Origin of the sequence: Burkholderia sp. AU32262, from assembly GCF_020419985.1 — a bacterium.
In the GTDB taxonomy this organism is placed as follows: domain Bacteria; phylum Pseudomonadota; class Gammaproteobacteria; order Burkholderiales; family Burkholderiaceae; genus Burkholderia; species Burkholderia semiarida.
The window spans coordinates 1-12,065 of the sequence record NZ_JAIZRS010000008.1 but is presented as its reverse complement, the minus strand read 5'-3'; the positions used below and the strand labels follow the sequence as shown (position 1 = coordinate 12,065).

The following is a 12,065-nucleotide window of genomic DNA, read 5'->3' as shown; positions in this document are numbered from 1 at the left end:
CCGCTCAGATGCCGAGCTCGGCGCGCACGGCCTGCCAGTTCGTGCGCGTCATCAGCTTGCCGCTCGTCTGCGTGTCGGCCGGCGGCACCTTGCCGTTGCGGATCCAGTCGACGAGGTTCTGCGTGCTGTCCTTGCCGTGGTTCGTCGAGCTGACCGCGATCGTCCCGTAGAAGCCGGTCGGCTCCTTCTTCTGGAATTCGGCGAACGCCTCGCCCGCACCGTTGATGCCGACGCCGATCACGTCGGCCGCCGGGATGTGCAGCTGTTCCGTCGCGCGCACCGCGCCGAGCACGGTTTCCTCGTTCAGCGCGTAGATCACCCATTTCTTCACGTTCGGATGGCGGGCGAGCACGGGTGCCGCCGCGCTGAAGCCGCCTTCGTCGTCGGTCGTCTTCTGCGGCGCGTCGAAGATGTTCTCCTTGCGGAAGCCGTTCGCGAGCAGCGCCTGCGTCGCGCCGTCGGTGCGCAGCTTCGCGGTCGGCAACTCGTAATTGGTGATCCGCAGCGCGCCGACTTCCTCGGGCTTCCAGCCGCGCCGCTTCATTTCGTCGGAGATCGCCTGGCCGACCTGGTTGCCGATCTTGGTCGCCGACATCCCGAGGTGCGGCACGTTCGGCAGCGGCTTGCCGCTCGAATCGACGAGCTGGTCGTCGACGGTCACGAACTTCATGTTGTAGCGCTTCGCGCGCGACGCGATCGCCGGCCCGAGGCGCACGTCCGGCGCGCAGATCACGAAGCCCTGCGCCCCCTGCGAACCGAGGTTGTCGATCGCGGCCAGCACCTTCTCGCCGTCCGGCGTGCCGATCTTCACGACCGAGAAGTTCTCCTTCTGGCCGAGCGCGGACGCCGCGTTCTGCTCGTTGATGAACCACGCCTGCTCGGGCATCTTCACGAGGAAGCCGATCTTCAGCGGCGCGTCGGCGTGCGCGGCGCCCTGCATGCCGAGCGGCGCGATGCACAGCGCGGCCAGCAGCGCGCGCAGGGTATGTCGACGGATCGTGTGAGTCGTGCGGTTCATGTGGTGTCTCCTTTGTGTCGGCCGATGCCGTGATGTGTGTCCGTAATCAATCGTTCGTCGTGCGCGCCCGAGGCGGCGCGCGCACGCAGGTTCAGCGGCCGAACGCGTCGGTCTGCACGCGTCGGCCGAACAGGAAGGCGTCGGCGACGAGCCGCAGCGGCCGCACGTCGACGTCGCTTTCGCCACGCGCGATCAGCGCACGAAAGTGCGCATACAGCGCCGGATACTCGCGTTCGGGCCCGATCTCGACCGGCTCGCCCGCGATCGACAATTGCGCGCCGCCGCGGCTGATCGCGAGCACGCCGTCGGCCGTGTCGACCGCGATTTCCCATTGCTCGACCGGGCCGTGCCGCCAGTCGAATTCCGCGCGCACCGGCACGCCGTCGGTATCCGCGCAATCGAGTTCGGCCGCGATCGGCGTCTGCACGTCGCTCGGCACGATGAGCGTCGCCTCGCGCAGCACGAGCTCGCGCGGCAGGATCCGCGTGACGATCGACAGCGCGTTGATGCCCGGATCGAACACGCCGAGGCCGCCCGGTTCCCAGATCCACTGCTGCCCCGGATGCCAGCGCCGCACGTCTTCCTTCCAGCGAACCTGCACCGCGCGGATCGTGCGTGACGCAAGCCACGCACGCGCCGGTTCCACCGCGCTCGCGCAGCGCGAATGCCAGGTCGCGAACAGCGTGAGGCCGCGCTCGCGCGCCAGCGCGTCCAGCGCGGCCACTTCGCCGAGCGTCGCGCCCGGCGGCTTCTCGAGCATCACGTGCTTGCCGGCCTCGAGCGCGGCGCGCGCCTGCGCGTAGCGCACCTGCGGCGGCGCGCACAGCGACACGGCGTCGAGCTCGGGCTCGGCGGCGAGCAGCGCGTTCAGATCCGGATAATTGCGCACGCCGTTGACTTCCGCGTGACGGCTCGCGCAGGCAGTCAACGCGAAGCCCGGTTCGGCGGCGATCGCCGGCAAATGCTGGTCACGGGCGATCTTGCCGATCCCGATCACACCCAGCGAAATTGGATTGCTCATCGTGCGTCTCTCCTTCGCGAATCGCTCAGCGCGCCCAGCGCAGCACGAGCGGATCGAGCCGGCGCGCGATCGCGAGCAGCTCCGCGCGCGTGTCCGGGTGCAGTTCCGGCATCGGATGCCGCGGCCGCTCGCACGCGATCACGCCGCCGGCGCGCATCAGCGCCTTCGCGGTGAGGATCCCGGACTGGCGGTTCTCATGATTGATCAGCGGCAGCCACGTCTGGTAATGCGCGAACGCATCGTCGTGCCGGCCTTCGCGGAACGCTTCGAGGATCGGCCGGATGCCGTCCGGAAAGCCGCCGCCCGTCATCGCGCCGGTCGCGCCCGCATGGAGATCGGCGAGCAGCGTGATCGCTTCCTCGCCGTCCCACGGCCCCTCGATCGCGTCGCCGCCGAGCCGGATCAGCTCGCGCAGCTTGTTCGCGGCGCCCGGCGTCTCGATCTTGAAGTACGCGACCTGTTCGATCTCGCGCGCCATCCGCGCGAGGAACGGCGCGGACAGCGGCGTGCCGCTCGCGGGCGCGTCCTGGATCATGATCGGGATGTCGATCGCATCCGACACGCGCGCATAGAACTCGAAGATCTGCGCCTCCGGCACACGGAACGTCGCGCCGTGATACGGCGGCATCGCCATCACCATCGCCGCGCCGAGCTGCTGCGCGCGCAGGCTGCGCGCCGCGCACACCTGCGTGCCGTAGTGCGACGTCGTGACGATCACCGGCACGCGGCCGGCGACGTGTTCGAGGATCGTGCGCGTGAGCACGTCGCGTTCGTCGTCGGTGATCGCGAACTGCTCGGAGAAGTTCGCGAGGATGCACAGGCCGTCCGACCCCGCATCGATCATGAAGTCGACCGCGCGCTTCTGGCTCGCGAGGTCGAGCTCGCCGGTGTCGGTAAACGTCGTCGGGACGACGGGGAAGATGCCGCGATAGCGCGGCGTGCTGCTCGATGTCATGGTTCGCGTCCTGCTTCGGCCCGGTTGTCGCCGGCCGTCATGCGTTCATGGTTTCATGAAGCGCGGGCCGGGAAGGCCCGCCATCGGCGGCGGCGCACGTCGCGCCGCCCGCCGCTCAATGCGAATGGCTCGGCACGTCCGCGCCGCGCGTGCCGACCAGGAAGTCGAGGTCGCACCCCTCGTCGGCCTGCAGCACGTGATCGATATACAGCCGCGCATAGCCGCCCTTGCCGAGCTGGCCGGCCACGCCCGGCGCCGCGGTCGGATCGACGTCCGACAGGCGGCGCTGCAGTTCTTCATCCGTGATGTCGAGATGCAGCGTGCCGGCCTCGCAGTCGAGCTCGATCCAGTCGCCGTTGCGCACGGCCGCGAGCGGGCCGCCGGCCGCCGCTTCCGGCGCGACGTGCAGCACGACCGTGCCGTACGCGGTGCCGCTCATCCGCGCATCCGAGATCCGCACCATGTCCTTCACGCCCTGGCGCAGCAGCTTCGGCGGCAGCCCCATGTTGCCGACCTCGGCCATGCCCGGATACCCGCGCGGCCCGCAATTCTTCAGCACCATCACCGAGCTCGCGTCGATGTCGAGCGCTTCGTCGTTGATCGTCGCCTTGTAGTGGTCGAGGTTCTCGAACACCACCGCGCGGCCGCGATGCTTGAGCAGTTCGGGGCTCGCCGCCGACGGCTTCAGCACCGCGCCGCGCGGCGCGAGATTGCCGCGCAGGATGCGGATGCCGCCGTCCTCGATCAGCGGCCGGTCGAGCGGGCGGATCACTTCTTCGTCGTAGTTCGGCGCTTCGCGCACGTTGTCCCACAGCGACTTGCCGTTGACCGTCAGCGCGCCCGGGTGCGGCAGCAGCCCGCCTTCGCCGAGCCGGCGCAGCACGGCCGGCAGCCCGCCCGCGTAATAGAACTCCTCCATCAGGAAGCGCCCCGACGGCATCAGGTCGACGATCGTCGGCGTGTCGCGGCCGATGCGCATCCAGTCTTCCAGCTCGAGCGGCACGCCGATGCGGCCGGCGATCGCCTTCAGGTGGATCACGGCGTTGGTCGAGCCGCCGATCGCCGCGTTCGTGCGGATCGCGTTCTCGAACGCCGCGCGCGTCAGGATCTTCGACAGCACGAGCCCTTCGAGCGCCATCTCGACGATCCGGATGCCCGACATGTGCGCGAGCACGTAGCGGCGCGAATCGACGGCCGGAATCGCCGCGTTGTGCGGCAGCGCGACGCCGAGCGCCTCGGCCATGCACGCCATCGTCGATGCGGTACCCATCGTGTTGCAGGTGCCGGCCGAGCGCGACATGCCGGCTTCGGCCGACAGGAAGTGATGCACGTCGATCTCGCCGGCCTTCAGCGCTTCGTGCAACTGCCACACGGCCGTGCCCGAACCGATGTTCTTGCCTTCGAGCTTGCCGTTCAGCATCGGGCCGCCCGACACGACGATCGCCGGCACGTCGCAGCTCGCCGCGCCCATCAGCAGCGCGGGTGTCGTCTTGTCGCAGCCGGCGAGCAGCACGACCGCGTCGATCGGGTTGCCGCGGATCGCTTCCTCGACGTCCATCGATGCAAGATTGCGCGTGAGCATCGCCGACGGCCGCAGGTTCGATTCACCGTTGGAGAACACCGGGAACTCGACCGGGAAGCCGCCTGCTTCCGAGATCCCGCGCTTCACGTGCTCGGCGAGCTTGCGGAAGTGCGCGTTGCATGGCGTCAGTTCGGACCACGTGTTGCAGATGCCGATGATCGGCCGGCCGTCGAATTCGTGATCGGGAATGCCCTGGTTCTTCATCCAGCTTCGGTACATGAAGCCGTTCTTGTCGTTCGTGCCGAACCATTGAGCGGAGCGCAGCCTGGGTTTTGTTGCCGACATCGTCAGTCCTGTGGTGACGGGATACCGGCGCAGTCTAGGCAGAATTTTGATAACTGGCTAATGACGATTTAGGCGATTACGATATCGATTCCGATATCGATATAAACCCGTACGATGACCGAAGCCAGCCCGTGGGGCAACCGCGCCCGCCTGAAGACGCGCCAGTTGCTGCTGCTCGTCGCGCTCGCCGACGAAGGCAGCATTCACCGCGCGGCGGCCGCGCTGAACATGACGCAGCCGGCCGCGTCGAAGCTGCTGCGCGAGCTCGAGGAATCGATCGGCGCGGTGCTGTTCGAGCGCCTGCCGCGCGGGATGCGGCCGACGCTGTACGGCGACGCGCTGATCCGCCACGCGCGCGCGGCGCTCGGCAGCCTCGACCAGGCGCGCGAGGAACTGGCCGCGCTGAAGGCCGGCCATCTCGGCCACGTGGCGGTGGGCGCGATCACGTCGCCGGGCCTGCGGCTCGTGCCGCCGGCCGTGGCGGCGGTAAAGGGCACGCATGCGGGCCTGCACGTGTCGGTCGAGATCGATACCAGCAACGTGCTGCTCGAACACCTCGCGCAGGAAAAGATCGACATCGTGCTCGGCCGGCTGTCCGCGGAACACGACAAGCTGCGCCTGCGCTACGAGCCGCTGACCGGCGAGTCGGTGGCCGCCGTCGTGCGGCCCGGCCACCCGCTGCTCGCGCACGCGCCGCTGGCGCTCGCGGACGTGCAGCGCGCCGCGTGGGTCGTGCCGCCGGCCGGCAGCGTGCTGCGCCACCGCTTCGAGCTCGTGTTCCAGCGCGCGAGCCTCGCGCCGCCGGCGAACCTCGTCGAAACCTCGGCGCTGCTGTTCATCACGCAACTGCTCGAACAGAGCGACATGATCGCGGTGCTCGCCGAGGACGTCGCGCACTACTACGCGCGGCACGGGATCGTCACGGTGCTGCCGCTGGAGATGGATTGCCGGATGGACGATTTCGGGATCATCACGCGCACCGACCGGCTGCATTCGCCGGCGGTGGCGGTGATGGTCGAGGCGATTCGGGCGGCGGCGGGGGAGGTTTACGGAGTGGGGTTGTGAGGCGGCGATTTCGGGCTTTGCCGCCGCAGCGCGGATAGCATGGTCGCCACACGTGGCCCTCCGACAAGAGAGCCATGCACCATACGATCGAAAAAGCCGTCAGTTCTCGATCCTCGCCGCCGTCGTCTCAAACGACGGCGGGCAAAGTAGCGGATTGCGCCCACTTCGTCAGAACTGTGCGGTGAGCTGAAAGCCAACGGTCACGCGTGCCGTAGGAAACCCGGACGGCTTGTAGATCGGCGTGCCGGCAAACAGGTCGTAACCGTAGGCACCCAAGCGAGTCGCGACGCTCCCCTTCACGCCGATCACGGCCCCTGCCAGTTGCGTGCCCACGAGTGTGACCGGCTGCGGGCCCCACACGCGGCCGTAGTCGATGCCCGCATACACCGCCTGCCCGGTTTGATCGATCGGCGCCTGCAGTTCATTGCGCCAGTAAAAACCACGGGAGGCGGCCAGCATCGTCTCCCCGTCGAAGCCGCGCACCGTGTAGCGGCTGCCGATCGTCATGTCGTCGATGTAGTACAGCGTGTTGCCCGTGAATTGGCCGTGGAGGGTCGTCACGTAACGAAACGGCTGCTGCGCGATCGCGAACGGCACCGACAGGTTCGCATCGAGCACCGCCATCTTGTAGCGGTAGGTCGGGCCGCCGTCGGCCGCCACGCTGTCGTCCTGTGCGCCGAACGCACCGACGCCCTGCCGGTACGCGAGCGTGCCGTCGAACTGCGCGTTGCCGAAGTAGTGCCGATCGGTCAGGCCGAACTCGACGAACGTGTTGTTGCGGCGCTGCTGCGGGATTTCGGTGTCTTCGATGAAGCTTTGCCCGAACCGGCGTGACAGCCGGAACTGCACGCCGAACACGTCGTTCTGACTGCGCGACAGCACACGGTTCAGCTTGAAATCGACGGTCTTCGAGTTGCCGCTGGCGACGAACGTCTGATTCACGCCGGCGATCTGCTGATAGTACGTGTTCGTGTACGCCGAAAGCGTCGCGGTCCAGTAGCCCCAAGGGATCGAATAAAAGCCGTTCCAGCCGTGCGAGCTGAGGCGCTTGTCGCCCAGCTCGAGATCCTGGCTCACGCCGATGTTGAAGATGTCGTTCAGGCCCAACGGATTGTCGATGCCGAGCGACAGGTTGCCCTGTAGCCGGCCGGTCGCGCGCGTGCCCGAGTTGTCGATCGACGCGACCACTGTCCAGGGCTTGCCGCGCTTCACGTCGAGCACGACGTCGCTCTCGCCCGGCACATCGGCGGGGACAATCTGCATCGACACGTCCTGGCTCGACACGCGCTTCATCTGCTCGAGGCCCTGTTCGAGGTCGCGCAGGTTTAGCAGTTCGCCATCGCGCGTCGGGAAGGCGGTTTTCCAGGTGCCGCGCAGCTTCTCGTCAGCGAAGCGCACGTGGCGGATCACGCCGGGGATCAGCGATAACTTCAGGGTGCCGGTCGACAGATCCTGTTCAGGCAGCAGCACGCGGGTCGTGACGTAACCGCGCGCCAGGATCGCTTGCGACAGGCCCTTGACGAGCACGTCAAGGCCTTGTTTGCCGACGCACTGGCCAGCGTAGTGGTCAAGCCATTCGCGCGCGAACGCGAAGCGGTCCATCGGCAATGCCGACGCGCCTTGCGATTTGAGGGAGGCGGGCAGCGCATCGGGCACATCGAGCGAGAAACGATCGATGCGAAAGCACGGCGGCTCCGACGGCAGTGTCGGATACCCGACGCTCGCCGTGACGCCCGAACGCACCCCGGGCGCAGAGACCGCCCGCTCACGCTCACGCGCCTCCTCCTGCTGTCGCGTTTGCTGGTCGTTGCCCGGAATTACCAGGCGCGAAGCTTCCTGCGCAAACACACCGGTCGCAACGAAGGTGGCGGCCGGTAGGAGCGACAGTCGCAGAGCAATTTTCATTTTGACTTGTCAGCGTCTTCGTTGTCGTTCGTTTTGTAGCTATCTCGCGCCTTCTTGTAGCTGCGGTCGAAGGGCTTAATCTTCAGCATATGTGCTCGACTGGACATCCCTCCAAGCGCCATTGTCGCAAAACCAAGGAGAAATGCCCCCGCCCTGATCCAGCGGGGTATTTGGTCGAGCCCAAGTCCTGCCAACGCCAAGGCTAAGCCCGTCAGAAAAAGCACAACTCTTAGCCATCCTGCGAAATTACCGTCCTCGATCAATCTCATTTCTTTTCCTTGTTGACACTCGGACCAAAAATCGAATTCAATTGCTGGCCGATCCAGTTTCCGACCGTTGTTGAGACCGGTTGCTTCTTGATAGCTTCGGACGCTCCATTGATGACCAACGATGCGATCGGCACCTTGTCTCCGATCACCTGACCGCCCAGTGCCAAAGCGCTTTCATAAGTGTATTGACCAGCATTCGGATTTACCAATTGCGATGTGGCATCCGCAGCAATACCTACTACCGTCGCTCCGTAAGCAATCGTTCCAAATGCCGGCGCTAAGGGTGATGGTACGGCTGCCCCGGTCGCAGCGCTGGATGAGATCCATCCTGCGGTGTTCGACACCATCGAGGCCGTGTCCGCGATTGTGCTCTTCATATAATTCGCATCCGACTGGTCGAATTTCGTAAACGGCCCAGTCAGATGGAACCCCCATCCACTGCTTGCGGTACGATCGTAGTTGAACTGGCTTGGCACCTGGCTGTTCGTCGCCGAGTCAGCATTTGCCACGATATACGATTGCAATTCGGGATTTGCAAGCGCCGTCTTCTGCGTCAGAACCATCTTGCCGTCAGCCGTAGCCGGTGCTCCGACCCATTGTGCACCCATGTCAGTCGGCGATGTCCCTACGAGAGTGGCTTTCATAACGGATTTCGTCGCCGCTTTTAACGGACGTAGTCGAGTTCTAATTCGGGATCGATTGAAACTAACAACGGACCCGGTATATTGCCGGGCCCGTTTTTAAGACTACCGACCTGACCTCTTCTTTTCAGTGAACCAAGTCACCGTGCCCGCGAAAAAACTGAACACAACTACAAACACAGCCATTCGCTCGACCCGATTCCACGTTGGCAATTGATATGGAATGTCGTGAAACAACCATTGCAATGCAGGACCGGCGGCAAGTTCTGAGATGGAAACGCCAATTCCCATAATAGTGATCCAAAGCAACACGTTGTATACCCAGCGAAACCATTCAAAGCTGCTCTTGGGACTCATTTCTTTGCAACTCCGTCAAGCCCGTTCTGTACCGTTGCGCCTGCTTTCTCTTGCACCACACCTCCCAAAATACCGCCCGCCCACGATGGAATCATACTCGGCGGAACATATTTCGATATCCCCAAGCCAAGGTACTGCCATTCCTGTCGATACCACGGATTGAGGAATTTATTCAAACCAGACTCAGCTCCCGCACCCAGGGGATACCCAAACGCCGTTCCCACAGCAGCCCCCGCCATCGCCGAATAGTTGCCATATTTTTTATTGACATGTGAGCCCGCATAAATCCATTTAGCGCCAGAGTCCGTCGGCGCTTGTCCCACCAGCGTATCCGGCGCACCTGATTGATGCTGGCCATCAACCGACACACCCATGATTCGCATCTGGTCCTCAATCTGGCTTGGGTATATTTACCTTTGCTTTTCTCTGCCAGTTGCTTCGCGAGCGTCTTTTCTTCCGGATGCAGTTGCCGGTTGAACCGATCCACGTTGTGGCCGGAGAGCGCTTCCGATTTACCGCCCACAACACCACCCGGGCCCGTCGCGAGCGCGTTCGCCACGATGTTGCCCAGCGCCTGATCCATGTTGGCGTTGCTAGTCGGATCGCTGCTTGCAATCGCGCCGCTCAACTCGTTCAGCTTATCGACCGCTATTAATCTGATCAGTATGCCAAGCGCCTAATAAAACCATTTTCTTATCAGAAGTCCGCCAATAAATGCGCAAGCAGCGGTTACACTAACCCAGTAAGCAATTTTTTGTCCACGCGTCATCTTGGCCCACTGATCCGGATTCGGTCCTCCGCCGACTGCAGCCATTTAAGCCTCCTATTTTCCATGCCCAGTTACTTCGGATGAATGGCCCCACGGCATTACGCCGAAGGAAATAGAACCCGGCTGACCAATACCAAATTCAACTGCGGTACTTCCGCCATAGGCGTGAGTTATTGCACCAATCACATTGACGCCAAATGGGGTAGGCACAGAAATGAACGCCTGATTTCCATCCCCTGTCAAGAAGTTTCCTGCTTTCGTCACGGTGTCTGCCCCGAGTATGTAGCCGATAGTCGAACTGACCCCGGGTCTGTACGACACCGAAGATGGGTTGGTCATGGAAACGCCTCCCGAAACATACGTCGAACCGTCGTACAGATTCACCGTACCACTTACGTTTCCAGAAAGCGCGCCCACATTGACCGTCATGTAGTCAGGTGCCAAACCGCGTCCTTGCTCGTTGACGCCCGCATAGCTGCCCGACGCATTCCCCTTGCTCTGGCTGAAGCTCGCGCTGGCGCCACCCTGACTGATGCTGAAACCGCCACCCGAACTCGACTGATGCGCCGCGCTCGACAACGTGTCCTGGACGCTCACAATGTTCAGATTCCCGCCCACATCGGCATTCACGTGATTGCCCTTCACGTTCGAGCCAATGATGTTCGTATCGCCATCGAGGATCATTTTTTTCGCACAAAAGCCACCGTCGCGAAGATACAAAAAACAAGCCCCAACAGAGTTCCGTTCACCAAAACGAATCTCGTATCGTTGCCCGCCCACAAGAAGCCACCGCCATAAAAATAGGCTACAAAAATCATTACAAATGCCTTTATGGAGGCAAAGCATATAAATGAAAGCAAGAAAGCCACTAAATACAAGGCAATCAATCTAAGCATTTCTTCACTTCCCAATTCGAGATTTGGCATCGTTTATCGCTTTCGTTCCTGCTTCAGCGCCGGCTGCACCACCGATACCAGCACCAATTGCAGGAACATTGTTCGGGTTAAACAGATTTTGTCCCGATGATCCCGACCAAACTCCAGTTCCGGACCAACCGAAGCTACCCATCCCGGATTTCGCCAACGCAGAAATTAGATTTTGCATGGCGAGCCCCGTCACATAGCCGATAGCCGCCGCACCTGCGTTCACTGCCGCGCCGGTTGCAATGCTGTCGTGTTTCCCGGAAATCGCATTGTTTGTGACAGTATCAAGAGCACCTGTTACAGAATTTATTACGACGTTCCCAAAGAACTTGGTATAGGTGCCGGCTCCGCCAGCCATTGCGGCATACCCAACATCGACTGGATTGACCGTGCCATTCTGAATGTACTGTGAAGTCGCATTTACACCACCAGTTAGGACGCCAATCCCAACAGGCGACGTCCACGCGCTGGATCCCAACGCTCCAGTTGAACCAAAAATTGGCGCGCCCGGGATAGCAGCTAACCCTGCAGCAATCTCTGGCGCCAACCCAGCAGTTACCAGCCCGCCGGCAATGACGAGTCCGGCCTTTGGATTAGCCACTGCGCCCGGCAACGCCTTCTGCTCCGGCGTCAGTGAACCATCCTTGTTCCCAGACAAGAACGGACTGTTGTACTCCGCCGGCGTCGCATGGAACAGTCCGCCACCATTCTGACTGATATAGGCGACCGCGGTTGCGTCCCCTCCCGGCCCCTTGCTTGCCGCCGCGTCCACCAAACGATAGCCGTTCGCCAGCAACATATTCCGCGCTTGTTCCACGGTGAGTGCTTTCCCGGTCTTTTCTTCATAGAACTTCGCGAAGTCCTTCGCCTTGTCCTTCGCCCACTGTCTTTCATCAGGGTGAAGCTGCCGGTTAAACCGATCAACGTTGTACCCCGAGAACGCTCCCGCTTCACCGCCCACAGCAGCGCCGGCACCCGTCGCAAGCGCGTTCGCCACGATGTTGCCCAGTGCCTGATTCATATTGGCGTTGCCGGTCGGATCGCTGCCTGCGATCGCGCTGCTCAGCTCGTTCAGCTTGCCCGACGCTATCGATGCAATCGCGGCACCGGCGGCACCGCCTACCGCATTACCGCCCGCCAGCCCTGTCACCAGCGCCGCACCGGCACCTTGCATCAGCGCGCGATTCGCTCCACCTTCCTTCCACGCGTCGACTCCCGCCTGGTCACCGTTCGCGGCGGCGTCTTTCATCATCTTGTCCGCGTAATCCCCAATCC

General features: G+C 63.1%; 12 protein-coding genes and 1 pseudogene. 1 reads left to right on the top strand and 12 read right to left on the bottom strand.

Annotated elements, in window-relative coordinates; all coding sequences use genetic code 11:
• Positions 1-4: 4 nt before the first annotated feature.
• From LGN10_RS11590 to LGN10_RS11575, 4 genes are all read right to left on the bottom strand, one after another.
• A complete protein-coding gene (locus LGN10_RS11590; protein WP_059581581.1) occupies positions 5-1,018 on the bottom strand; it encodes an arabinose ABC transporter substrate-binding protein in 1,014 nt (337 codons plus the stop codon).
• Positions 1,019-1,109: 91 nt separating this feature from the next.
• Complete coding sequence (locus LGN10_RS11585; protein WP_060968186.1) at positions 1,110-2,039, bottom strand: Gfo/Idh/MocA family protein; 930 nt, start codon at positions 2,037-2,039, stop codon at positions 1,110-1,112.
• A gap of 25 nt (positions 2,040-2,064) precedes the next feature.
• Entirely contained in the window at positions 2,065-2,994 is a 930-nt protein-coding gene (locus tag LGN10_RS11580; protein WP_059581575.1) for a dihydrodipicolinate synthase family protein, read from the bottom strand.
• Between the two features lie 115 nt (positions 2,995-3,109).
• Entirely contained in the window at positions 3,110-4,861 is a 1,752-nt protein-coding gene (locus tag LGN10_RS11575; RefSeq protein ID WP_226223414.1) for an IlvD/Edd family dehydratase, read from the bottom strand.
• 114 nt (positions 4,862-4,975) lie between these two features.
• Between LGN10_RS11575 and LGN10_RS11570 the strand changes: the two genes are divergently transcribed.
• Entirely contained in the window at positions 4,976-5,926 is a 951-nt protein-coding gene (locus LGN10_RS11570) for a LysR family transcriptional regulator (RefSeq protein WP_059581569.1), read from the top strand.
• Between the two features lie 168 nt (positions 5,927-6,094).
• Here the strand turns inward: LGN10_RS11570 and LGN10_RS11565 are convergent, their stop codons facing one another.
• The 8 genes and pseudogenes from LGN10_RS11565 to LGN10_RS11530 form a co-directional block, all read right to left on the bottom strand.
• Complete coding sequence (locus tag LGN10_RS11565; RefSeq protein WP_226223412.1) at positions 6,095-7,831, bottom strand: ShlB/FhaC/HecB family hemolysin secretion/activation protein; 1,737 nt, start codon at positions 7,829-7,831, stop codon at positions 6,095-6,097.
• A complete protein-coding gene (locus LGN10_RS11560) occupies positions 7,828-8,100 on the bottom strand; it encodes a hypothetical protein (protein ID WP_226223411.1) in 273 nt (90 codons plus the stop codon). The genes LGN10_RS11565 and LGN10_RS11560 overlap by 4 nt, the downstream gene beginning before the upstream one ends.
• On the bottom strand, positions 8,097-8,744 hold the full coding sequence (locus LGN10_RS11555; RefSeq protein ID WP_226223409.1) for a hypothetical protein: 648 nt from the start codon (positions 8,742-8,744) through the stop codon (positions 8,097-8,099). Before LGN10_RS11555 ends, LGN10_RS11560 begins: the two co-directional genes overlap by 4 nt.
• 102 nt (positions 8,745-8,846) lie before the next feature.
• On the bottom strand, positions 8,847-9,098 hold the full coding sequence (locus LGN10_RS11550) for a hypothetical protein (RefSeq protein WP_226223408.1): 252 nt from the start codon (positions 9,096-9,098) through the stop codon (positions 8,847-8,849).
• 172 nt (positions 9,099-9,270) lie between these two features.
• Positions 9,271-9,681 (bottom strand): hypothetical protein, encoded by a 411-nt coding sequence (locus tag LGN10_RS11545; protein WP_226223406.1) that lies wholly within the window; start codon positions 9,679-9,681, stop codon positions 9,271-9,273.
• 240 nt (positions 9,682-9,921) lie between these two features.
• Positions 9,922-10,551, bottom strand: a complete 630-nt coding sequence (locus LGN10_RS11540) for a polymorphic toxin type 22 domain-containing protein (protein WP_264160026.1) — start codon at positions 10,549-10,551, stop codon at positions 9,922-9,924.
• Positions 10,548-10,793, bottom strand: coding sequence for a hypothetical protein (locus LGN10_RS11535; RefSeq protein ID WP_226223400.1), 246 nt, complete (start codon positions 10,791-10,793; stop codon positions 10,548-10,550). The genes LGN10_RS11540 and LGN10_RS11535 overlap by 4 nt, the downstream gene beginning before the upstream one ends.
• Positions 10,768-12,065: pseudogene (locus LGN10_RS11530) on the bottom strand (hypothetical protein); the annotation flags it as partial. The gene LGN10_RS11535 and the pseudogene LGN10_RS11530, both read right to left, overlap by 26 nt.

Coding starts and splice junctions, on each gene's coding strand:
- LGN10_RS11590 (WP_059581581.1), bottom strand. CDS start 1,018: ATGAACCGCACGACTCACACGATCCGTCGACATACCCTGCGCGCGCTG.
- LGN10_RS11585 (WP_060968186.1), bottom strand. CDS start 2,039: ATGAGCAATCCAATTTCGCTGGGTGTGATCGGGATCGGCAAGATCGCC.
- LGN10_RS11580 (WP_059581575.1), bottom strand. CDS start 2,994: ATGACATCGAGCAGCACGCCGCGCTATCGCGGCATCTTCCCCGTCGTC.
- LGN10_RS11575 (WP_226223414.1), bottom strand. CDS start 4,861: ATGTCGGCAACAAAACCCAGGCTGCGCTCCGCTCAATGGTTCGGCACG.
- LGN10_RS11570 (WP_059581569.1), top strand. CDS start 4,976: ATGACCGAAGCCAGCCCGTGGGGCAACCGCGCCCGCCTGAAGACGCGC.
- LGN10_RS11565 (WP_226223412.1), bottom strand. CDS start 7,831: ATGAAAATTGCTCTGCGACTGTCGCTCCTACCGGCCGCCACCTTCGTT.
- LGN10_RS11560 (WP_226223411.1), bottom strand. CDS start 8,100: ATGAGATTGATCGAGGACGGTAATTTCGCAGGATGGCTAAGAGTTGTG.
- LGN10_RS11555 (WP_226223409.1), bottom strand. CDS start 8,744: ATGAAAGCCACTCTCGTAGGGACATCGCCGACTGACATGGGTGCACAA.
- LGN10_RS11550 (WP_226223408.1), bottom strand. CDS start 9,098: ATGAGTCCCAAGAGCAGCTTTGAATGGTTTCGCTGGGTATACAACGTG.
- LGN10_RS11545 (WP_226223406.1), bottom strand. CDS start 9,681: ATGGATCAGGCGCTGGGCAACATCGTGGCGAACGCGCTCGCGACGGGC.
- LGN10_RS11540 (WP_264160026.1), bottom strand. CDS start 10,551: ATGATCCTCGATGGCGATACGAACATCATTGGCTCGAACGTGAAGGGC.
- LGN10_RS11535 (WP_226223400.1), bottom strand. CDS start 10,793: ATGCCAAATCTCGAATTGGGAAGTGAAGAAATGCTTAGATTGATTGCC.